This window comes from Pseudomonas sp. HP_12, assembly GCF_055283955.1.
The window spans coordinates 109,832-130,884 of sequence record NZ_JBTOQG010000012.1 but is presented as its reverse complement, the minus strand read 5'-3'; the positions used below and the strand labels follow the sequence as shown (position 1 = coordinate 130,884).

Sequence of the window (21,053 nt, the reverse complement as noted above, 5' to 3'; positions counted from 1 at the left end):
GCTTTTTGGGTTGAAGGGGACTGATTTATTTATGGTTGAAGGGGACTGATTTATTTACAGCGCTTCACCGTAAATCAATCTGTCCCCGAGTGCGCGTGTCGTCCACCAGCCGACCTCCGCTCTTACCGATCGTTGCTGTGCTTTGGGCAAGGGGATGCAAAACGTCACGTTGCCACGGGGAGCATGGGTAAGATCAACCCGATCAAGATCCAGCGGCAGACTGTCGCAACGGGGACAGATTAATTTACGGTGAAGCGTTGTAAATAAATCCGTCCCCTCTAAACAACAGTACGGTCCTACAACTCACCCAATCGCCTGGGTCACCATTGCAAACTGGGCAATGCCATCCCGTGACCGCGGCGGTTCGCCCAGCACCATGCGGGGCGCTCGATCAACGCATGGCAGGCCGAGACCCTCCAGCCACTCCACCAGCCCGCAATCAGCCAGAATATCGAAACGCACAAACGCGCCAGGGATCAGGCCCAGCAAGTGCGTGATCATCTGTTGCGCCTGCTCCAGATTCTGCGCAACCACCGGCCCGATAAGATGCCCGCGGCCAAAACGGCGGAGCAGGGCGCAACCTTTCAGTTGCCCGTGAACCTCGACGCCCACCACACACTCCGCCATCGGCAGCAGGTCATTGAGGACCGCCGTGCGATCCAGCCCGCTGCCGGCGTTGGCCAGTTCGATCACCTGCGGGTAGTCGGCCTCGGTCACTTCGCGACAAAGCCCAGCCCCCATCGCAGCCGGAACAGGCGGCGTCTGAGGCACGCCCTGATGCTGCTGAATCCGCGCGTATTCGACGAAACCCATGCTTACATAGAGCGGCGCCCCTGATTCAGTGGCATTGAGGATCGGCGTGCGCGGCGCGGCGGCGTCCAGGCACAGGTTCATCAACCGGCGGCCAATGCCTTTGCTCTGGTGCTGATCACTGACGATCACCAGCCCGATGGAAGAATAAGCCCCCTGATGGCAGGCAAACGCCACCCCCACCAATTGCCCGTCATGTTCAGCGACGAAACCCTCGGACGTGCGCTGCACCATCGCCCAGTCTGCCTCGCGATGGGGCCACTTCAACTGCACGGACAGCGCGTGGGCGGCGGGCATGTCGGCCGCCGTGGCCATGCGATAAACGTAGGCGTCGCTCATATGAGTTTTCCTGTGCTGAGTAGGCTGGTCGCCAATTGCGGTACGAGTGATGGCTGAGTAAACCGGCGAATGTCGAAGGGGCTGATGGACGTGCTGGTGCTGCCGGTGCTGATCAGTTCGGCCATCACATCGCCGACCCCAGGGCCGAGCTGAAAGCCATGGCCGCAAAAACCGAAGGCGTAAAACAGCCCGTCAACCATGCCGCTGCGGCCCATGACCGGCAGGGAGTCCGGCGTGTAGCTTTCGATGCCGCTCCAGGTGCGGATGATGTTGAGTTTCTCGGCGCCGGGAACCAGCCGCTTCATCTGACGCATCTGATTGAGCAGGCTTTCAGGCTTGAAAAACGCCCGACGGTTGACCATGTCCGGCGCGCAACGGGCGCCGCCACCGATGATGATGTTCCCGCGCGGGATCTGCCGAAAGTAGATCACCTCTTCCTTGATCTTGGTGAACACGCCGATCACCGTCGGCAATGCGTAGGGCACCGGCTCGGTCACCGACATCTGCGGGCCGTTGGGCTCCAGGGGCACGGGTTCATCGAACTGTTGAGACAGCTTGGTCGCCCATGCGCCGGCGGTGATCAACAGCTGCTCGGCGACGAACAATTGCCCGTCAGTGGTGGTGACGTGAAACACGCCGCCGACCTTTTGCACGTCGGCGACTTCGGTGCGTTCTTCGATCCGTGCGCCAAGCCGACGAGCCGCGCGCGCAAAGGCGGGTGCCGCCAGACGCGGGTTGGCGTGACCGTCGTGGGGCGCGTAGGAGCCGCCTTTCACCTCTGCGCCAAGGAAGGGGAACCGCTTTTGCAGCTCGGCGCCGCGATAGATTTTCAGGTCCAGCTGTTCGGCTTCCGGCGCAGCGGCGTAGGCCTCCAGTTCGGCGATTTCATCCTCGCGATAACACACGCGCATGTGCCCGCTGGGGATGAATTCGAGGTCGTCGTCGATCAACTCCGGCAGGCGCTTCCACAAGCCCCACGACCGGTTCGCCAGTTCCAGCTGGCCCAGATAACGCCCTTGGCGGCGGACGTTGCCGAAGTTCACGCCGCTGGCGTACTGACCGATCTGGTCGCGTTCTAGCAGGGTCACCGAGCAACCGCGCCGCTGCAGGAAAAACGTCGACGAGGCGCCCATGACGCCCCCACCGATCACCAGCACATCGCTTTTTTGCGGGTTCATAAAGGCTCCTCTTGCAGGTTACGGGCTGACAGGCCGCGGGGTTGCAGGTCACGCGCCACGGCTTCGATTTCGATCAGGTAACCGTGATGCAAGACCGGGACCGGCACCACGGCGCGGGCGGGTCGATGCTCACCCAGGTATCGCCCATAGAGTTGGTCAAAGGCCGGCCAGTGTTCAATGCCCACGACGTAGACCGTGACTTTCAGCAGATCGCTGGAGCTCAAACCCGCTTGTGCAAGGATCGCCATGAGGTTGTCGAGGGCAACTGAGGCCTGCACCTCGAACGGTTGGTCGGCGCTGTGCTCGCCATTGGCGCGCACCGGCAACTGCCCGGACACGTACAGCAAGCCGCCGTAAGCCACTGCTTGGGAATAGTGCCCGCCCGGCGCCGCTGCGTGGGGCGTGTGAATGATTTCGAGATCACCAGCCATGCAGACGACTCCAGGTGTGCACCGCGCCGTCGGCGTCGAGGGCGTGATAATCCGGGAACTGCGCGCCGGTGGCGCAGGCGTGGTTGGGCAGGATGCGCAGGCGGCTGCCGATGGGGAAACGTGTGGCGAGGTCGGCACTGTCGGCGCCGCCCAAGGTAACGATCCCGTGTTCCTGATTGGCGCCTGTGACCAACGCCCCTTCGATCCACTCGCCCGTTTCGGTGCACACCTGGCCGTAACCGAAATCGTGGCGCTGACGCTGGGTGCCGCGATCACGACTCATGGCCATCCAGCCGGCGTCGGTGATGATCCAGCCCTTGTCCTGCTGATGGCCGATCACCGTGGTCAGCACGCTCAGGGCCAACTCGTCGGCCTGGCAGACGCCGATGTTGTGCATGACCAGATCGAAAAACACATAGACGCCCGCGCGCACTTCGGTCACGCCTTCCAGGTTCAGGGCCGAGAGGGCAGTGGGCGTGGAGCCGATGCTGACGTCCGGGCAGGCCATCCCGGCGTCACGAATGCGTTGAGCGGCGCGAACGCAGAGGGCTCGCTCTTGTTCGGCGAGGGCTTGCAGGGCTTCGGGGTTGTCGAGTTCGTAGCTGGAACCGGCGTGGGTCATCACACCGCGCAGCTGCACGCCGCCGTCGATGAGGATGCGTGCCACGTCGATGAGTGCCGGGTCTTCAGCGGCGAGGCCCGAACGATGACCGTCGCAGTCGACCTCAATCCAGACGGGCCAGATGGGGTTGGATTCGTCGTACTCACGCGCAAACGCGACGATGGCCTCCGCGCCCTGAACGCTGTCGGTGAGCACGCTCAGGTTGCAGCCGGCGCGCCGCAGCGCCAGTGCCTGGGCCAGTTTGCCGGGCGCGATGGCGACCGCATACAACACGTCGCTGATGCCCTGGTTGAAACAGTGCTCGGCTTCTTTCAGCGTCGAGACCGTCACACCGCTGGCGCCGGCCGCGATCTGCGCCTGAATCACCGGCAGGCATTTGCTGGTCTTGACGTGGGGACGCAACCGCACGCCGAGGCTGTTCATGCGCTGCTGCATGCGCTGGATGTTGCGCTGCATGCGCGGGACGTCCACCAGCGCGGCGGGCGTGTCGAGAGAGGCGATCGGCGTAGACATGACGGAACTCGGGTGGCGAGGGACAGGCTGCACTCTACTCAGCTGTCGTTAAGGTGTGGTTCAATCCAGTCTCATCAATCATTAAGTAAAAGTGAATGATCTCCATCGAAGACCTGCGCCTGGCGGTCGCCCTGAGCCGTGCCGAATCCCTGAGTGCGGCGGCCAGAGCGCTCAATGTTTCGCCGCCGGCGCTGTCCATGCGCCTGCGTAAACTGGAGACCCTACTGGGCCTGACCCTGGCCAACCGCGACGCCCGCCGCCTGAGCCTGACGGCCGATGGCGAACGCTTCTCCCGGGAAAGCGCGCTGTTGCTCGAACAGCTCGAAGCGCTGCCCGAATCCTTCCGGCAAAAGGACGAAAGACTGGTCGGCACCCTGCGACTGGCGGCGCCCTTCGGTTTCGGACGCCAGCGACTGGCACCGCTGCTGGCGCGTTTCATCCGGCTGCATCCGCAGCTGTGCCTGCACCTGGACCTGCGCGAAACCCCCTGGCCGGATCGCCACGACAGTGACGCCGTGATCCACATCGGCCACCTCAACGACAGCCTGTGGACCGCGCGGCAACTGTCCCCCAACGAACGCTGGCTGTGCGCAAGCCCGGCCTACCTGCAAGAACACGGCGAACCGACCGCGCCGGACCAACTCAGCGCCCATCGCTGCATCTGCATCCGCGAGAACGACGAAGACGTCACCCTCTGGCACCTGCGCAAAGGCCCTGCCCGCAAAACCCTGCGCGTCGAACCGGCCCTGCTCACCAACGACGGCAGCGTCGCCCGCCGCTGGGCCGAACAAGGCCTGGGCCTGGTGTTGCGCTCGCAATGGGACGTCAGCGACGCCATCGCCAGCGGCAACCTCATCCGCGTCCTCGCCGACTGGAACTTCGACAGCGCCCCCGTCAACCTCCTCGTACCCTCCCGCAAACTGCGCAGCCCGAGGGTGCAAGCGTTGGTGGCGTTTCTGGAAGATGCGTTGAAGGTGTGAACGGCGAGTTCCATCGGCAAGCAGGCGTACACCGCAACATCGTCGGCGCTGCGACTGGCCTCTTCCCGGCTAAAGCCGGTCCCACAAAAAAACACCGCGCGCCCTGTAGGACCGGCTTTAGCCGGGAAGGCGTCAGGCGTCACACTGCTAAATTGATGTCGTCCAGACCGGCCTCTTCCCGGCTAAAGCCGGTCCTACTAAGCGTAAGCGCGCTTTTGATCTTCAGGCACATAACGGCCAGACGACACCAATCGCGACTTTGGTGCAGGCTGAACGCAGGTCTCGCGGAGTGGGCCGAGCGGCATGGATGCCGCGAGAGCCGCCCCCCGCCATGGATGGCGGATGGCGGCGGGTCCACGGAGCGGGACCGGAGTGAAGGAACCCGACGAAGTCGGGCCCAACCGAGAGCAAGCACCCTTGGTTACTTGGGGTGCTTTTCCAAGTAACTCGCCGAAGGCGAAACAGTCTGCCCCCAGGCAGACGCCCTTGATCTTGATCTTGATCTTGATCTAAAGAGAGATGCTGAGGTCACTTCACCGCATACACCTTGCGCACATAAACCGTACTGGTCCACGCACAAAACGCCCCCTTCACCACAAACACCGTATCCCCCGGATTAACCGTCACCTCACCGCCCTCATCATCGGCCAGCGTCACACTCCCCTCCAACACATGCATCAACTCATGCAACCGATGCGCACGACCATGGCGCTGATACGGCGTCGAATCCCAGATCCCCACCTTCAACGCCGTCACCTCATCATCGAACAGACTCAACGCCCGACACTGCGGCGCAGGCCCGATCAAAATCGGCGGCTCCAGCGTGGCAGACGGCTCCAGCCAGGTATGCGCCGGCAACAGCGTCAAACCGGGACGCGCCGGCGCACCCTCCACATCCACCGCACAAAACGCCCACTCACTGCCAGTGCTGGCATGCAACGCCACGCGACTGCCACGGCCAATCACCGCACTGTCACCGACGCCCAACTCCAGCGTCTGCTCCGCGCTGCTCAACACCACATGGCCGGCGTGCACCACCAGCGTCTCGCTATAGGGAAAGTCCTCGATCAGCGCGTCGCCGGTGAACCGCACAAGCCCGGCCGACACCCCGTCGTCGCCGCGCCACGCCACCTGTCGCGCTTCGGCAAAGGGATCAAGCGCGCCCAATGGCGCCGAGTTGAAAGACGTCGCAACGCCGCTGCCATCAGCGCGCGCCAACAACAAAATACCGGGAGATGACATGGTTGATGCTCCGTAAAAAAGTCAGCCGATCGCCTGGGTGATCAGCGCAAAAGGTTGCACGCCCTGGCTGGCCTCGGGCGGCGTGCCTCGGGCCATCTGCACCACGGTGTCGACGTTCTTCAGGCCCGCCGTTTCCAGCCAGTCACTGAGTCCGCAGGCCACGGGGATGTCGATGCGCACAAAAGTGTCTGGCACCTGCGCAAGCAACACACCGATCAGGTGCTGGGCCTGATGGATGTTTTCCGCCACCACCGGCCCGATGCAGCGCCCGCGCCCGAATGGCCGCAGCAGGGCGAAACCGCGCAGCTGACCGTCACGCTCGATGCCCACCGCGTGCTCCACCTGCAGGTCGCGCAGCACGTCGCGGCGGTCCAGGCCGCTGGCGGCTTTGGCGAGGTCGAGGAGGGCGGCGTGATCGTCGGCAGTGAGGGCGCGGCAGGTTTCACCGTCAGCAAGCTCCACCAGCGCCGGGACGATGGCCTGGCCCTGATGCTGCTGCACCCGGCCAAATTCGACGAAACCCTGACTGGCATACAACGGCTTGCCGGCGACGGTGGCGTTAAGAATCGGCGTACGCGGCTCGCACGCGGCGAGGGCCCTCTCCATCAAGCGGCGGCCAATGCCCTGGCCCTGATAATCGTTGCTGACGATCACCAGTCCGATGGTCGCGAAGTCACCCTGGGGGCAGACAAAGGCGCTGCCGATCAGGCGGCCGCCATCCATCACAACGAAGCCGTCGCTGACCCGGTGCAGCATCGCCCAGTCGTCCAGGCGATGGGGCCATTTCAGTTGCACTGACAAATCATGGGCGGCGGTCAAGTCGGCCACGGTCATGGGGCGATAGGTATAAGAAGGGTGCGGCAGGGCGGACATGGCGAGGCTCCGTTATGCGTTATTCAAGTGGCACTGAACGCCTGTATCCCACCTGATGTGAGGGCTGACAAGAGGACGCGGGATATTCGGTAGATTCGTTGCGCGCCGGGGGACCAGACCCAACTTCATACTTAAATCCGGGGCGAGGGCGGCAGCAAATGCCACGGGACATTGATGCTGAATAACACGGCACCGAGCGCTTTTTTAAAGCAGTTGCAGCGGGCGGTGGACAGACTTTTGCCGGATGGGCACCGTTCATGCACCCACCGACGCATTCGCCTCACGGCGCGGGGCACGGTGACAATTCAGGCACCAGACGACGCCGGTCACCAGCAGCACAATGGCCGCCCACTCAAAGTTGTCCGGGAGTCGGTGCTCCCATATAAAGCCGAAAGCCAGCGCCGCCAATGTCTCGATCACCAGCACTTGTCCACTGAGCGCCAGCGGCAGCAGCCTGCTCGCCTGATTCCAGCACGCGCCACCCACCACCGACGACAGCAAGGCGACGCCCCCGGCCACTCCCAAAACATGCAGCCAGTCCGCGGCGCTGTACGTACCGGCCTGAAACCCCAGAACAGGCACTGCCAATAGCAGGGACTGCGCGCCGGTCATGACCCCGGTCAGGAGCGCCCAGTCATGGGACGAAACCTCGGTGACTTGAACCAGTCGCCGAGCGTTGCTCACGGCGTACCAGCTCCAGGTCACCAATGCGCCCACCGCACACAAAATCCCGCCAACGTTGGTCAATGCATCCGGCCTGTCGCCTTTGAACAGGGCGTGCCAGCTGATCAGTACGACGCCCCCGACCGCGCAACACAGCGAAGGAATCAGCTTGCGCAAAGAGACGGCGTTGGCGTCATGACGGCCTGCCAGCGTCACGATGACCGGAATGAGTCCGACAATCAGGGATGTCGTGGCGATGCCGACCCATTGCACACCGGTGCCCACCAGCGAGTAGTAGAGGAGGTTGCCGATCAGGCTCAGCCAGAACAGTGATTTCCAGTCAGCCATACCGAGTTGCGAACAGACCCGGCGCCACCGGGGCATCAACAGCGCTGCGGAGATGGCGCCGTAGCAGAGGAATCGGATGACGGCGAACTGCAGGCCGCTCAAGCCCTGCGTCAGCTGCGGGCCCAGAAAAATCACCCCCCAGCACAGCCCCGCACACCCCCCGTAGCCGATGCCTTTTAGCAGTGCTCGATCAGCCAACATTTCATCCGCTCCAAACCCTAAAGCCACAAGTCTGGGGCAATGGAATCGGGGCGTATTGTCCGTACCGGTCGAATTTTTTACCCAGGCTGTTTGTGCGCCTTGCGGTACGCCGCGGGTGTCGTGGCGCTGACACGCTGCATGGCCCGGGTGAGGGAGGCCTGATCGGAGAAGCCTGCACGCAAGGCAATCTCGGCGATCGACAACGATGTGCCACGCAGCCATCGCTGAGCTTCCTGAATGCGCAGATCAGTGAGGAAGGTTTGCGGGCTTTGTCCGAACATTTGCCGGAATCGCTGGTGCAGTTGACTGATGCTCATGCCTGCCGCGTGCGCCATGACCTCATTGCTCCAGTGGTCACCGGGCGTGGCTCGCAGACGGCCCATCAGTTGAGCCATGGGCGACGGCGATCCGACGGTGTCCGACAACAGGGAGGACAGCAACAGCGGGCCGAGCTGTGAAGCGCTCAAGGCCAGTTGCTCATTGCCGATCAGCTCGGCGAACTCGATCAGCCGCCGGGTGGCGGGGGAAACCGGCACGTACACACGCTTGGCCAGCGGCGCGATGTGCAGGGCCTCCAGCGTAGTCGCGGCGCAGTCCAGGATCAGAAACCGGCTGTCAACGTGGGTGAGTTGGGAGTGCGCCGAGCCGGGCATCACCACGGCTGCCAATGACTGATCGATAGCCCCTTCACGACCGTCCACGTTGATTTCCATTCGCCCGCGGATCGGCAGCACCAACTGAGTGTGGTCGTGCTGGTGATTGGGGTTTTCCCTGTCGTAGCTGCGGACTTCAAGGTTTACAAACATAGCGCACCATCCCGCCAGGCGGGTCATTCAGGGTCGAGCATTCGCCGTGCCCGTGCACCTTACCGATGCGGTGCGGGGGGCGGGATTCTACCACTTGGCGAACAGGCCGTTGCGCCCGCCCGATGTCCTGCACGCCGACACAGAATGGCTGCACCGCAGTGGCTGAGCCCGGGTCAGTCAGCCGTCATCCAGGGGGGGCGAAAGCAGAATCTGCCCTCACCGCAGAATCGGTTAACCCCGCGCGTGCCACGCCACATTATCTGCCGCCACGACGCCCATTCTTAAGCCTTTGCCCGCCCGAACGCCTTCAAAAGCCCCCTAAAAGCGCACAAACACAGGCCCTGCCCAAGGCTGGCGCGCACCGCAAACTCTGCTGAGCCCAGCCACCAAAACGGTGGTTTGTATTGAGCACGGGTCGTTTTAGACGGCATATGCTGATTTCACAGTGATGTAATGAAGCTGTGCTGCAACGAGGCCGACGCGCCGCCAGGGCAGCGAACGCTTGCCACACTCAACTGACTTCAGGACCGCACTCAATGAGCTTTCTTCGTCCCAAATTCATTACGTTCGACTGCTACGGCACGCTCACCAATTTCCACATGGGCACCATGACCCGCGAGCTGTTTGCTGACCGCGTCAAGCCTGAACAGATGGACCAGTTCGTCAAAGACTTTTCGGCCTATCGCCTCGATCAGGTCATGGGCGACTGGCAGCCGTACGACGTGATTCTCAAGACCGCCCTGGCCCGGACCTGCAAGCGCTGGGGCGTCGAGTACCGCGATGAAGGTCAACTGTATTACGACGCCGTGCCGACCTGGGGCCCCCACGCCGACGTGCCGGCCGGTCTGTCGAAGATCGCCGACAAGATTCCCCTGGTGATCTTCTCCAACGCCAGCGACAGCCAGATCATGTCCAACGTCGACAAGCTCGGCGCGCCGTTCCACAAGGTCTTCACCGCCGAACAGGCCCAGGCCTACAAGCCGCGTCTGGCCGCATTCGAGTTCATGCTCGACAACCTCGGCTGCGGCCCGGAAGACATCTTGCATGTGTCTTCGAGCTTCCGTTACGACCTGATGTCGGCCCACGACATGAAGATCAAGCACAAGGCGTTCGTGGCCCGTGGTCATGAAGTCCCGGCGAATGCGTACTTCGAGTACCAGCAGATCACCGACATCGGCGGACTGCCGGCGCTCGTGGGTCTGTAACTCAAACACCGTCTCCACGCCGTTTCAGCGCCGCCGTTTTAGCAATAAGGGGTTAAAGATGGGCAGTGAATCCTATTGGCTCGACACCGCACCGGCCTTCACCGGTGCCCAACTCGGCGGTTTGCCCGGGCAGGTCGACGTGGCCGTGATCGGCGGTGGATTCACCGGCCTGTCGGCGGCGCGGGCCCTGGCGCTCAAGGGTGCCAGCGTGGTGGTGCTGGACGCCGGTCGGGTCATCGGCGAAGCCTCGGGGCGCAACGGCGGGCAGTGCAACACCGGCGTGGCCCAGGATTACGCCGGTCTGCACGCCAGTCTCGGTGCGGCCAGGGCGCGCGCCTATTACCAGGCCTATGAAAGCGCGGTCCAGACCGTGGTGTCGCTGGTCGAGCAGGAAGGGATCGCCTGCGATCTGCTGCGCAACGGCAAGCTCAAGCTGGCGGCCAAACCCCTGCATTACGAAGGCCTGGCCCGCACCTGCCAGCTGATTCGCCAGGAGGTGGACGCCGACGTCGAGCTGCTGAATGCCGAGCAGACCCGTGCCGAAGTCAACTCGTCGCAGTTTCACGGTGGCTTGTTGCAGCGCAATGGCGTGCAAATGCACGTCGGCCGCTTTGGGGTCGGTCTGGCGGAAGCCGCTGCCCGGCGCGGCGCAATGATTTACCAACACACCCCGGTCAAGGACTGGAAGCCCCAGGCCGGCGGTTATCAGGTCAACACCGCCAAGGGCTCGCTGCACGCAGGCCAAGTGCTGCTGGCAACCGGCGCTTGCCAGCACGGCGACCTCGGCTGGTACCGCCGGCGGATCGTGCCGGTGGGCAGTTTTGTCATCGCCACGGAAGTCTTGCCCCAGGCGCTGATCGATCAGTTGTTGCCGCAGCACCGGGCGTACGTGACCAGCCGCCAGATCGGCAACTACTTCCGCCTGACCCCGGACAACCGCCTGCTGTTCGGCGGCCGTGCGCGGTTTGCCATGTCCGACGGCGTGTCTGACGCCAAGAGCGGCAAGGTGCTGCAGGCGGCGATGCTGAACATGTTCCCGCAATTGGCCAACGTAAAAATCGACTACTGCTGGGGCGGGCTGGTGGACATGACGTCCGACCGCCTGCCCCGCGCCGGCCAGCACGGCGGCGTGTTCCATTCCATGGGCTACAGCGGCCATGGCGTGCAGATGTCCGTGCACATGGGCCAGGTCATGGCCGAGGTCATGGCCGGCAACGCGGCGGCCAACCCCTGGCGTGAACTGGAATGGCCGGCGATCCCCGGTCACTTCGGCAAGCCGTGGTTTCTGCCGTTCGTGGGCGCGTACTACCGGCTGCAGGACTATCTGCACTGACGCCTGCGCTGAGTCGCCCGTTGTAGCGTCACCGTCGTCTGCGTTTCCAGGACGCTCCGGACATCCGTGAGCACTCGAATATCCCGATCATCGACAGGTAGCCTTGATATGACTGACCACAAAGACACCCCCGAGCTTATCTCCGGCCCAGACAGCCTGCGGGTATTCGAAGGCCTCAATCGCGGCATGTCGCGGCGCAACGCCTTGCAGATGCTCGGCCTTGCCGGCGTCGCCGCAGCGGGGGCGGGCAGCCTGTTCGGCAGCGCCGGCAAACTGTTCGCCGAAGAAGCCACCGCTGGCGGCAAAGGCAAACCCGGCGGCAAGATTCGCGTCGCCGGCATGTCCAGCTCCACCGCCGACACCCTCGACCCGGCCAAGGGCGCGCTGTCCACCGACTATGCTCGTCACTACATGTTCTACAACGGCCTGACCCGTTTCGATAAGCACCTGGTGCCGCAGCTGGAACTGGCCGAGCGCATCGACAACGTCGACGCCACGCTGTGGACCATCACCCTGCGCAAGGACGTGACCTTCCACAACGGCAAGAGCCTCGGTGCCGCCGACGTGGTGTTCTCCCTCAGCCGCCACAAGGACCCGATCACCGGCTCCAAAGTCATGCCGCTGATGGAGCAGTTCGCCGAGATCAAGGCCACCGGCCCGAACGAAGTGCAGATTCGCCTCAGCGCGCCGAACGCAGAGCTGCCGTCGATCCTCGCCGTGTCGCACCTGCTGATCGTTCCCGAGGGCACCACCGATTTCAACAAAGGCATCGGCACCGGGCCGTTCACCGTCGGCGAGTTCAAGCCGGGTGTGCGTTCGGTGGCCGTGCGCAACAAGAACTACTGGAAACCGGGCCTGCCGTACCTCGACGAGATCGAATTCATCGCCATTGCCGACGAGCCTTCGCGGGTCAACGCGCTGCTGTCCGGCGACGTGCACATGATCAACGAGGTCAACCCTCGCTCCACCACGCGCATCGCCGCCAGCCCCAAACACCGCGTCGTCGATGCACCGTCGGGCAACTACACTGACTTGATCATTCGCCAGGACCAGCTCCCCGGCAAAAGCCCGGAATTCACCCAGGCCATGAAACTGCTGCTGGACCGCGAACAGGTCAAATCCGCCGTGTTCCGTGGCTTCGCCGTGGTCGGCAACGATCACCCGATTGCGCCGGGTTCGCGATACTTCAACACCGACTTGCCGCAGACGGTCTACGACCCGGAAAAAGCCAAGTTCCTGCTCAAGAAAGCCGGCATGGAAAGCATCACCATGCCGGTCATGGCGTCGCCTGCCGCGACCGGTTCGGTGGACATCGCCGTGCTGCTGCAGCAATCGGCGAAACAGGCCGGGCTCAAGCTGGACGTCAACCGTCTGCCCAGCGACGGCTATTGGTCCAATCACTGGATGAAGCACCCGTTGAGCTTCGGCAACATCAACCCGCGACCGAACGCCGACGTGATGTTCTCGCAGTTCTTCCAGTCCAAGGCGCCGTGGAACGAATCCGGCTGGCAGAACGATCAGTTCGACCAGTTGCTGATGCTGGCCAGGGGCGAAACCGACGACGCCAAGCGCGCCAAGATGTACGGCGACATGCAGACCCTGGTGCACGATCACTGCGGCATCGGCGTGCCGGTATTCATCAGCAACATCGACGGTGTCGACCAGCGCATCAAGGGCTACGACTCCAACCCGTTGGGCGGCTTCATGGGCTACATGTTCGCCGAGCAGGTGTGGCTGGACGCTTGAGGAGGCAGTGCGATGAATAGCCATACGCTGTGGTTGATCTGCCGGCGCCTCGGTGCCGGGGTCGTGACCCTGTTGATCGTGTCCATGGTCGTGTTTGCGATCACGGCCGTGCTGCCGGGCGACGCGGCGCAGCAATCCCTCGGCCAGTTCGCCACCCCTGAACAGGTGGCGGCACTGCGCCTGAAACTGGGACTCGATCAACCCGGCGTGTTGCGCTATCTGCACTGGTTGATGAGCCTGCTCACCGGCGACATGGGCCAGTCGATGTCCAACGCCATGCCGGTGGGTGAATTGATGGCCGGCCGGGTGCCGAACACGCTGATGCTGGCGGCCGCCACGGCGCTGGTGTCGGTGCCGCTGGCGCTGATCCTCGGCATCGGTTCGGCCATGGGCCGGGGCGGGCGCATCGACAGTTGCCTGAGTTTCATTACCCTGGCCATGGTCGCAGTGCCGGAGTTTCTGGTGGCAACCCTGGCGGTGCTTATTTTCGCGGTCAACCTCGGTTGGCTGTCGGCGCTGTCCTACGCCACCGACATCACGTCACCGCTGCAATTTCTGCGCACTTACGCGCTGCCGGTGATGACCCTGTGCTGCGTGATCGTGGCGCAGATGGCGCGCATGACGCGTGCCGCCGTCATCGACCAGCTCGACAGCCCCTACGTGGAAATGGCCCGCCTCAAAGGCGTCAGCCCGATCCGCATCGTCCTGCGTCACGCGTTGCCCAACGCCATCGGGCCGATTGCCAACGCCATCGCCCTGAGCCTGTCGTACCTGCTCGGCGGGGTGGTGATCGTCGAGACCATCTTCAACTACCCCGGCATCGCCAGCCTGATGGTGGATGCCGTGACCAACCGCGACATGGCCCTGGTGCAAGCCTGCACCATGCTGTTCTGCGCGGCCTATCTGGCGTTGGTGTTGCTTGCCGACCTCTGCGCCATCCTCTCCAACCCGAGGCTGAGAAACCAATGAACCCGCTCATTGCGAAATCCAGGCCTGCGTCTTCAGCCCTGGCACTGGCCAAGGTCTCCGGCAACCCGTCCTGGCTGGGATTGGTCGGTGCTGCCGTCTGCGTGATCTGGCTGCTGGTGGCGCTGTTCGGCCCGTGGCTGGCGCCGCACCCGGTCGGGGAAGTGATCTCCGACAACATCTTCGAAGGCTTCAGCCTGGCGCATCCCTTCGGCACCGATTACCTGGGCCGCGACATGCTCAGCCGGGTGTTGGTGGGCGCGCGCTTCACGGTCGGTCTGTCGCTGGTGGCGGCGCTGTTGGCCAGCTTCTTCGGGACCGGCTGCGCACTGCTGTCGGTGGTCTCGCCGAAATGGCTGGACGAAATCATCAGCCGGATCATGGACGCCTTCATTTCGATCCCCAGCAAAATGCTTGCGCTGATCATGGTCTCGGCCTTCGGCTCGTCGGTCACGCTGCTGATCTGCACGGCGGTCATCAGCTACATCCCCGGCTCGTTCCGGGTGGCCCGCAGCATGGCGGTCAATATCGAAGCGCTGGAATACGTGCAAGTGGCGCGCACCCGGGGCGAGGGCAAGTTGTACGTGGCGTGCCGGGAAATCCTGCCGAACATGCTCAACCCGGTGCTCACCGACCTGGGCCTGCGTTTCGGCTACATCGTGCTGTTGCTCAGCGGCATGAGTTTTCTGGGCCTCGGCGTGCAGCCGCCGGACGCCGACCTCGGCTCGCTGGTGCGGGAAAACATCGGCGGCCTCAACCAGGGCGCGATGGCGATCATCATTCCGGCACTGGCCATCGGCACGCTGACCATCGGCGTCAATCTGCTGATCGACTACCTGTCATCGCGACGCGGTCGCCGCTCGGGAGGCCATTGATATGACCCAGTTGATTCGCGTCGAAGACTTGCGCGTAGTGGCCGGTGATCCGGGCAGCGAAGTGGAGATCGTCAAGGGCGTGAGTTTTGCCTTGGAGAAGGGCGAAGTGCTGGCGCTGATCGGCGAGTCCGGCTCCGGCAAAACCACGATTGCCCTGGCCTTGCTCGGTTATGCGCGACGGGGCTGCCGGTTGTCCGGTGGCGTGGTGCAGGTCGGCGAACACGACATGCTCGCCCTCAGCGAAAAAGAGTTGCAGGGCCTGCGCGGCAATCGCGTCTCGTACATTGCCCAGAGCGCGGCGGCTGCCTTTAATCCGGCGAAAAAACTCCTCGATCAAGTGGTGGAAGGGCCGTTGATCCACGGCCTCGGCACCCGCGCAGAGCTGGAAGCCAAGGCCATCGGCCTGTTCCGCGACCTGGCCCTGCCAAACCCGGAACGCATTGGCCGTCGCTACCCGCACCAGGTTTCCGGCGGGCAACTGCAACGGGTGATGGCCGCCATGGCCCTGATCAGCGACCCGCTGCTGGTGGTGCTCGACGAGCCGACCACCGCGCTGGACGTCACCACCCAGATCGATGTGCTGCGGGCGTTCAAGCGCGTGGTGCGGGAACGCGGCGCCACGGCGGTCTACGTGTCCCACGACCTGGCCGTGGTGGCGCAAATGGCCGACCAGATTGTCGTGCTCAACGGCGGGCAGATTCTCGAACAAAGCGCAACTGCGCCGCTGCTCAAGGCACCGGCCCACGATTACACCCGCAGCCTGCTGGCGGCTGCGCGGCCCGACACGCGCATTCGTCCGCCGTGTGGCGTTGCTGAAGAAAGCCCGCTGCTGACCATCACTGGCCTGACCGCCGGCTACGGCAACAAGAACCTGCACGGCATGCCGGCGATCCGCGTGCTGGAAGACATCGACCTGACCGTACGACGTGGCCAGGCCATCGGCGTGATCGGTGAATCGGGCTCGGGCAAATCCACCCTGGCGCGGGTAGTGGCGGGGCTGTTGACTCCGGCACTCGGCGGCCTGACCTTCGACGGTCAGCCGTTGGGCGGCAGCCTGTCCGATCGCACGCCGGAGCAGTTTCGTCGGATTCAGATGGTTTTCCAGAACGCCGATACCGCGCTCAACCCGATGCACAGCGTGGCGACCATCCTCAGCCGCCCGCTGAAAATGTATTTCGGCCTCAAGGGCACGGCCTTGCAGGCGCGCATCGGCGAGCTGCTCGACCTGGTGCGCCTGCCGCGGGACATGGCCGACCGCCGTCCCAATGAGCTGTCGGGCGGGCAGAAGCAGCGGGTCAATCTGGCCCGGGCATTGGCGGCCAAGCCCGACCTGATTCTCTGCGATGAAGTCACCTCGGCCCTCGACACCGTGGTCGGCGCGGCGATCCTCGAACTGCTGCGCGACCTGCGCCAGCAACTGGGCGTGTCCTACCTGTTCATTAGCCACGACATCTCCACCGTGCGCGCGCTGTGCGACGACATCGTGGTGATGTACAGCGGCCACAAAGTCCACGCCGGCCGCCGCGAATCCTTTGCCGAAGCGCCGTACCATCCGTACACCGACCTGTTGATTCACTCGGTGCCGGAACTTCGCCAGGGCTGGCTGGAAACCTGCGGCGCCACCAGCGGCGAGCTGCCGCCGATCGGCGAGCGGGCCAACCTGCCGGAGCTGTGCACCTTCCTCAATCGCTGCCCGATGCGCATCGACGGCCTGTGCAACCGCACCGCGCCGAACCGCCGCACGCTGGACAACGGCAGTGAAATTCTGTGCCACCGCGACGCCGCCGATCTGCTGGCGACCCAGCGCGGCGTCACCCCCACAAGCTTTGGAGCGTATGCATGAAAGGGCGTTTTGTGAGGCTGGCCGAACAGGGCCGGCCGACGGTCAAGCTGACCGTGGATGGCGCGCCGGTCGACGCATTGCAGGGCGACACGCTGATGGTGGCGTTGCTGACCCAGGGCACCGCGCTGCGCCAGTCGGAATTCGACAGCGGCCGCCGCGCCGGTTTCTGCCTGATGGGCGCGTGCCAGGATTGCTGGGTCTGGACCCGTGGCGGCGAACGCCTGCGCGCCTGCTCCAACGAAGTCCGCGACGGGCTGGACATCGTCACCACACAACCGGAGGCGACATGGCCACTGCACAGCTGAGCACCCATCGCGTCGTCATCGTCGGCGCGGGCCCGGCCGGCGTGCGCTGCGCCGAAACCCTGCTGGCGGCCGGCATCAAACCGATTCTGGTGGACGAAAACCGCCGCGACGGCGGGCAGATCTACCGCCGCCAGCCGGACGGATTCACCCGCGATTACTCCACCTTGTATGGCAGCGAAGCCGACAAGGCCAAGGACCTGCACCAGACCTTCGACCGCATCCGTAGCGCCATCGATTACCGCCCGGATACCCTCGTGTGGAACCTCACGCCGGGGCAGTTGTGCTGCGCCAATCAGGGCCGCCACACCACGCTGGACTACGACGCGCTGATCCTCTGCACCGGCGCCACCGACCGCTTGATGCCCATCGAAGGCTGGCAGCTCGCGGGCACCTACAGCCTGGGCGGGGCGCAGATCGCGTTGAAGAATCAGGCCGTTTCCATCGGCCATCGCGTGGTGTTCATGGGCAGCGGGCCCTTGCTGTACCTGGTCGCCAGCCAGTACGTCAAAGCCGGCGCGACTGTGGCCGCGGTCCTCGATACCTCGCCCTTCAGCCTGCGCCTCAAAGCCCTGCCCAAACTGTTGGCGCGGCCGGGTCTGCTGTGGACCGGCATGAAACTGCTCGCGCAGTTGTATCAAGCCAAAGTACCGGTGCATCTCGGCGTCAAGCCGTTAGAGGTGCTGGGCGATGCCGCCAATGGCGTGGCGGGCGTGCGTTTTACGACGGGCAGCGGCAAGGCCGTGACCGTGCAGGCCGATGCCGTGGCGCTGGGGTATCACCTGCGTCCGGAAACCCAGCTGGGTGATCTGGCCGGTTGCGCCATGGCCTTCGATGAAGCCTCCAGCCAATGGTGGCTGGCGACGGACGAGGCCGGTCGGACCTCGGTGAACGGCGTCTATGCCGCGGGCGACGGGGCGAAAATTCGCGGCGCCGATGCTGCCGAGCACGCCGGGCGCCGAGTGGCACTGGCACTGCTCGAAGACCTCAAGCAACCGTTCAGCGCCGGGCTGCGCGATGAACAGCAACAGGCGCTCACGGTGATGGACCAGTTTCGTCTGGGCCTGGCCGAAGCGTTTCCATGGCCCAGCGAACAAGCGAAGGCCTTGCCCGACAGCGCCATCGTCTGCCGCTGCGAGATGATCACGGCCGGCGAATTGCGCCGCACGGTTAATGAGAAGGGCGCCTGTGAAGTCAACCGCGCCAAGGCTTTCAGCCGGGTCGGCATGGGCCGCTGCCAGGGCCGTTATTGCTCCCAGGCGGGGGCTGAAGTGATCGCCGCGGAAGCCGGCGTGCAGGTGCAGGAAGTCGGTCGCCAGCGCGGGCAGGCGCCGGTCAAACCCTTGTCGATGCTCATTGAGGAGGTGTCGCCATGAGCGTGCAAAAAGCAGATGTGGTGATCGTCGGTGGCGGCGTGATGGGCTCAGCGACGGCGTTCTTTCTGCGTCAGCGCGGGCAGTCGGTGATCCTGCTGGAGCGCGACCAGATCGGCCAGTACGCCAGCGGCGTCAACTTCGGCAACGTGCGCCGGCAAGGGCGGTTCCTCGGGCAACTGGCGCTGGCCAACCGCTCGTACGCACTGTGGAAACGCCTGCCGGAACTGATCGACGATGATCTGGAATTCATCCCCAGCGGGCACATGCGCGTGTGTTATCGCGAAGACGAAATCGCCGAGCTGGAAGCGTATGCCGCCGCCCCGGAGGCCGAGCAACTGGACCTGAAAATCTACCGGGGCGCAGAGCTGCATCAGCGTTTTGGCTTTCTCGGCGCGGACGTCAAAGGCGGCTCGTACGCCCCCCACGACGGCCACGCCAACCCGCGCCTTGCCGCGCCGGCCTTTGCCCGCGCCGCGCGGCGCCTGGGGGCGCAGATTGAAGAGCGCACGGAAGTGGCCGAGGTCGAGAAGGTCGGCGGTGATTTTCACGTCACCACCACCGACGGCCGTCAGTTTCACGCCGCGCAGCTGTTGATCACGGCTGGCGCCTGGGGCCAGAAACTTTCGGCGCAGTTCGGCGAACCGGTGCCGCTGGACACCCACGGCCCGCAGATGGCGGTCACGGAACCGGTGCCCTACGCCTTGCCGACGGTGATCGGCGTGTACACCAAGATCGCCGAAGAGGTGATTTATTTCCGCCAGATTCCACGGGGCAATATCGTTATCGGCGGTGGCTTTCGCAGCAAACCGGACATGCTCAACCGTCGCGCCGCTGTCGAGCCGCGCAGCATCCTCAATCAGGCCGAGCAGATGCGCCGGCTGCTGCCGGGCGTGGGCAATTTGAACATCATCCGCGTGTGGAGCGGCATTGAAGGCTACCTGCCGGACTCGCTGCCGATCATGGGCCCCAGCGGCACCGTCGACGGCCTGTTCTACGCCTTCGGCTTTTGCGGCCACGGCTTCCAGCTCGGCCCAGGCGTCGGTGATGTGATGGCCGAACTGCTCGATACCGGTCGCACCACGACCCCAATCGAGGCATTCTCCATCACGCGTTTTGCCCTTCCCGCCGTGCAACGGAGCCACGCCTCATGAAACCCCGCGTTCTCGAGATTCTGAAACGGCTGATGGCTTTCGAAACCGTGTCGTCGGAGTCCAACATGGCCCTGATCGACTACGTCCGCGACCTGCTGCTGACCAAGGGCATCGAGTCGCTGATCGTCAAAGACGAGAGTGGCAAGAAGGCCAACCTGTTTGCCAGCACCGGTCCTAAAGACCAGCCTGGCGTGTTGCTCTCCGGGCACACCGACGTGGTGCCGGCGGCGGGGCAGGCGTGGACCTTTCCGGCCTTCGCCGCCACCGTGCAGGGCGGGCGCATCTATGGCCGTGGCAGCTGCGACATGAAGGGCTTCATCGCCCTGGCCATCGACGCCATGCTCGACGCGGCAGAGCACTCACTCACACGCCCCCTCAACCGCCCGCTGCAACTGGCCTTGTCCCATGACGAGGAGATCGGTTGCGTCGGCGTGCGGCGCTTGCTCGACGTGCTGCACCTGGCGCCGGTGCGGCCATTCCTCTGCGTGATCGGCGAGCCGACCAACATGCAGTTCGTGCTGGGCCACAAGGGCAAGGGTTCCTACCGGACCTATTGCCGGGGTCAGGAGGCGCATTCGTCCCTGGCACCGCGCTCGGTCAACGCCATTCACGTGGCTTGCGACTTCATCGCCTCCCTGCGGGAGAGCCAGCAGCATCTGCAACAGCACGGCGCTCAGGACAGCGACTACGACGTGCCTTACAGCACCGTGCACGTCGGCCAGATCAGCGGCGGCAAGGCGCTGAACATCGTGCCGAACCTGTGCACCCTGGATTTCGAGGTGCGCAACCTGCCGGCGGACAACCTGGAGCAGTTCATCGAGCAGATGCGCGAGCGCGCGGAAGTGATCGTGCGCGAGGCGCAGAAGCTCTCCAGCGTGGCGGCCATCGAGATCGAAACCATCAACGTCTACCCCGGTCTCGACACCCATCCGACGGTCGAAGCGGTGAGCTTTCTCAAGCAGTTCGCTGCGCCGGACACCGGCATGACCAAAGTTTCGTTCGGCACCGAAGGCGGTCTGTTCAAGCAGCGTTTGGACGTGCCGGTGGTGGTGTGCGGCCCAGGTTCCATTGAGCAGGCGCACAAGCCCGACGAGTTTATCGAGGTCAGCCAGATGGACGCCGGCGAGCGCTTTCTGCAAGGGTTACTGGGCTCGTTGAAGGCGTAGCAGAGCCTGCCGTCCTGACGTGAATTTCAGCACGGCGCGCTGGTTTGAAGACGCTTTCGGCATCCTCGTTCGAGCCAGATCCCT

The 21,053-nt window shown here is 64.1% G+C and carries 19 protein-coding genes; 11 read left to right on the top strand and 8 right to left on the bottom strand.

Translation table 11 applies throughout. The annotated features are described in order from the left end of the window. Positions 1-303: 303 nt before the first annotated feature. The 4 genes from ACYASU_RS10555 to ACYASU_RS10540 are packed head-to-tail and all read right to left on the bottom strand — an operon-like array spanning position 304 to position 3,893. Positions 304-1,149, bottom strand: a complete 846-nt coding sequence (locus tag ACYASU_RS10555; protein WP_463582762.1) for a GNAT family N-acetyltransferase — start codon at positions 1,147-1,149, stop codon at positions 304-306. Continuing rightward, positions 1,146-2,327: an NAD(P)/FAD-dependent oxidoreductase gene (locus tag ACYASU_RS10550; protein ID WP_463582761.1), complete on the bottom strand. Its 1,182-nt coding sequence runs from the start codon at positions 2,325-2,327 to the stop codon at positions 1,146-1,148. Before ACYASU_RS10550 ends, ACYASU_RS10555 begins: the two co-directional genes overlap by 4 nt. Beyond that, positions 2,324-2,758 carry a RidA family protein gene (locus ACYASU_RS10545; RefSeq protein ID WP_463582760.1) on the bottom strand — a complete coding sequence of 145 codons (435 nt, stop codon included), beginning with the start codon at positions 2,756-2,758 and terminating at the stop codon, positions 2,324-2,326. The genes ACYASU_RS10550 and ACYASU_RS10545 overlap by 4 nt, the downstream gene beginning before the upstream one ends. Next, the gene (locus ACYASU_RS10540) at positions 2,748-3,893 is read right to left on the bottom strand and encodes a DSD1 family PLP-dependent enzyme (protein WP_463582759.1); all 1,146 of its coding nucleotides are present in this window, start codon (positions 3,891-3,893) and stop codon (positions 2,748-2,750) included. Before ACYASU_RS10540 ends, ACYASU_RS10545 begins: the two co-directional genes overlap by 11 nt. A 95-nt stretch (positions 3,894-3,988) precedes the next feature. Between ACYASU_RS10540 and ACYASU_RS10535 the strand changes: the two genes are divergently transcribed. After that, the gene (locus ACYASU_RS10535; protein ID WP_423574931.1) at positions 3,989-4,873 is read left to right on the top strand and encodes a LysR family transcriptional regulator; all 885 of its coding nucleotides are present in this window, start codon (positions 3,989-3,991) and stop codon (positions 4,871-4,873) included. Positions 4,874-5,401: 528 nt separating this feature from the next. On the opposite strand, the gene ACYASU_RS10530 is transcribed toward ACYASU_RS10535, so the two are convergent. From ACYASU_RS10530 to ACYASU_RS10515, 4 genes are all read right to left on the bottom strand, one after another. Next, the gene (locus ACYASU_RS10530; protein ID WP_463582758.1) at positions 5,402-6,115 is read right to left on the bottom strand and encodes a cupin domain-containing protein; all 714 of its coding nucleotides are present in this window, start codon (positions 6,113-6,115) and stop codon (positions 5,402-5,404) included. A gap of 21 nt (positions 6,116-6,136) precedes the next feature. Beyond that, entirely contained in the window at positions 6,137-6,988 is an 852-nt protein-coding gene (locus ACYASU_RS10525) for a GNAT family N-acetyltransferase (protein WP_463582757.1), read from the bottom strand. A 255-nt stretch (positions 6,989-7,243) separates the two neighbouring features. After that, a complete protein-coding gene (locus ACYASU_RS10520; RefSeq protein ID WP_463582756.1) occupies positions 7,244-8,200 on the bottom strand; it encodes a DMT family transporter in 957 nt (318 codons plus the stop codon). A gap of 77 nt (positions 8,201-8,277) precedes the next feature. Then, complete coding sequence (locus ACYASU_RS10515) at positions 8,278-9,006, bottom strand: AraC family transcriptional regulator (RefSeq protein ID WP_463582755.1); 729 nt, start codon at positions 9,004-9,006, stop codon at positions 8,278-8,280. 536 nt (positions 9,007-9,542) lie between these two features. Here ACYASU_RS10515 and ACYASU_RS10510 point away from each other — a divergent pair. The 10 genes from ACYASU_RS10510 (at position 9,543) to argE (ending at position 20,969) form a co-directional block, all read left to right on the top strand. Beyond that, positions 9,543-10,211: a haloacid dehalogenase type II gene (locus ACYASU_RS10510; RefSeq protein ID WP_074887989.1), complete on the top strand. Its 669-nt coding sequence runs from the start codon at positions 9,543-9,545 to the stop codon at positions 10,209-10,211. A 58-nt stretch (positions 10,212-10,269) separates the two neighbouring features. Then, positions 10,270-11,544, top strand: a complete 1,275-nt coding sequence (locus ACYASU_RS10505; protein WP_463582754.1) for an NAD(P)/FAD-dependent oxidoreductase — start codon at positions 10,270-10,272, stop codon at positions 11,542-11,544. Between the two features lie 108 nt (positions 11,545-11,652). Then, positions 11,653-13,290, top strand: coding sequence for an ABC transporter substrate-binding protein (locus ACYASU_RS10500; RefSeq protein WP_192172691.1), 1,638 nt, complete (start codon positions 11,653-11,655; stop codon positions 13,288-13,290). Positions 13,291-13,302: 12 nt separating this feature from the next. After that, positions 13,303-14,259, top strand: coding sequence for an ABC transporter permease (locus ACYASU_RS10495; RefSeq protein ID WP_463582753.1), 957 nt, complete (start codon positions 13,303-13,305; stop codon positions 14,257-14,259). Continuing rightward, a complete protein-coding gene (locus ACYASU_RS10490; RefSeq protein WP_108123039.1) occupies positions 14,256-15,131 on the top strand; it encodes an ABC transporter permease in 876 nt (291 codons plus the stop codon). Before ACYASU_RS10495 ends, ACYASU_RS10490 begins: the two co-directional genes overlap by 4 nt. 1 nt (position 15,132) lies before the next feature. Then, a complete protein-coding gene (locus ACYASU_RS10485) occupies positions 15,133-16,974 on the top strand; it encodes an ABC transporter ATP-binding protein (RefSeq protein WP_463582752.1) in 1,842 nt (613 codons plus the stop codon). Then, positions 16,971-17,279, top strand: coding sequence for a (2Fe-2S)-binding protein (locus tag ACYASU_RS10480; protein ID WP_192172689.1), 309 nt, complete (start codon positions 16,971-16,973; stop codon positions 17,277-17,279). The genes ACYASU_RS10485 and ACYASU_RS10480 overlap by 4 nt, the downstream gene beginning before the upstream one ends. After that, positions 17,261-18,652, top strand: a complete 1,392-nt coding sequence (locus ACYASU_RS10475) for an FAD/NAD(P)-dependent oxidoreductase (protein WP_463582751.1) — start codon at positions 17,261-17,263, stop codon at positions 18,650-18,652. The genes ACYASU_RS10480 and ACYASU_RS10475 overlap by 19 nt, the downstream gene beginning before the upstream one ends. Continuing rightward, positions 18,649-19,803: an NAD(P)/FAD-dependent oxidoreductase gene (locus ACYASU_RS10470; RefSeq protein WP_369306748.1), complete on the top strand. Its 1,155-nt coding sequence runs from the start codon at positions 18,649-18,651 to the stop codon at positions 19,801-19,803. Before ACYASU_RS10475 ends, ACYASU_RS10470 begins: the two co-directional genes overlap by 4 nt. After that, a complete protein-coding gene (argE, locus tag ACYASU_RS10465; protein ID WP_463582750.1) occupies positions 19,800-20,969 on the top strand; it encodes an acetylornithine deacetylase in 1,170 nt (389 codons plus the stop codon). Before ACYASU_RS10470 ends, argE begins: the two co-directional genes overlap by 4 nt. Positions 20,970-21,053: the final 84 nt, after the last annotated feature.

Excerpts from the sequence above, each read along its gene's own strand:
- ACYASU_RS10540 (WP_463582759.1), bottom strand. The coding sequence starts at position 3,893 with ATGTCTACGCCGATCGCCTCTCTCGACACGCCCGCCGCGCTGGTGGAC.
- ACYASU_RS10495 (WP_463582753.1), top strand. The coding sequence starts at position 13,303 with ATGAATAGCCATACGCTGTGGTTGATCTGCCGGCGCCTCGGTGCCGGG.
- ACYASU_RS10485 (WP_463582752.1), top strand. The coding sequence starts at position 15,133 with ATGACCCAGTTGATTCGCGTCGAAGACTTGCGCGTAGTGGCCGGTGAT.
- ACYASU_RS10545 (WP_463582760.1), bottom strand. The coding sequence starts at position 2,758 with ATGGCTGGTGATCTCGAAATCATTCACACGCCCCACGCAGCGGCGCCG.
- ACYASU_RS10550 (WP_463582761.1), bottom strand. The coding sequence starts at position 2,327 with ATGAACCCGCAAAAAAGCGATGTGCTGGTGATCGGTGGGGGCGTCATG.
- ACYASU_RS10525 (WP_463582757.1), bottom strand. The coding sequence starts at position 6,988 with ATGTCCGCCCTGCCGCACCCTTCTTATACCTATCGCCCCATGACCGTG.
- ACYASU_RS10520 (WP_463582756.1), bottom strand. The coding sequence starts at position 8,200 with ATGTTGGCTGATCGAGCACTGCTAAAAGGCATCGGCTACGGGGGGTGT.
- ACYASU_RS10475 (WP_463582751.1), top strand. The coding sequence starts at position 17,261 with ATGGCCACTGCACAGCTGAGCACCCATCGCGTCGTCATCGTCGGCGCG.
- ACYASU_RS10530 (WP_463582758.1), bottom strand. The coding sequence starts at position 6,115 with ATGTCATCTCCCGGTATTTTGTTGTTGGCGCGCGCTGATGGCAGCGGC.
- ACYASU_RS10470 (WP_369306748.1), top strand. The coding sequence starts at position 18,649 with ATGAGCGTGCAAAAAGCAGATGTGGTGATCGTCGGTGGCGGCGTGATG.
- ACYASU_RS10555 (WP_463582762.1), bottom strand. The coding sequence starts at position 1,149 with ATGAGCGACGCCTACGTTTATCGCATGGCCACGGCGGCCGACATGCCC.
- ACYASU_RS10505 (WP_463582754.1), top strand. The coding sequence starts at position 10,270 with ATGGGCAGTGAATCCTATTGGCTCGACACCGCACCGGCCTTCACCGGT.
- ACYASU_RS10480 (WP_192172689.1), top strand. The coding sequence starts at position 16,971 with ATGAAAGGGCGTTTTGTGAGGCTGGCCGAACAGGGCCGGCCGACGGTC.
- ACYASU_RS10500 (WP_192172691.1), top strand. The coding sequence starts at position 11,653 with ATGACTGACCACAAAGACACCCCCGAGCTTATCTCCGGCCCAGACAGC.
- ACYASU_RS10510 (WP_074887989.1), top strand. The coding sequence starts at position 9,543 with ATGAGCTTTCTTCGTCCCAAATTCATTACGTTCGACTGCTACGGCACG.
- ACYASU_RS10535 (WP_423574931.1), top strand. The coding sequence starts at position 3,989 with ATGATCTCCATCGAAGACCTGCGCCTGGCGGTCGCCCTGAGCCGTGCC.
- argE (WP_463582750.1), top strand. The coding sequence starts at position 19,800 with ATGAAACCCCGCGTTCTCGAGATTCTGAAACGGCTGATGGCTTTCGAA.
- ACYASU_RS10490 (WP_108123039.1), top strand. The coding sequence starts at position 14,256 with ATGAACCCGCTCATTGCGAAATCCAGGCCTGCGTCTTCAGCCCTGGCA.
- ACYASU_RS10515 (WP_463582755.1), bottom strand. The coding sequence starts at position 9,006 with ATGTTTGTAAACCTTGAAGTCCGCAGCTACGACAGGGAAAACCCCAAT.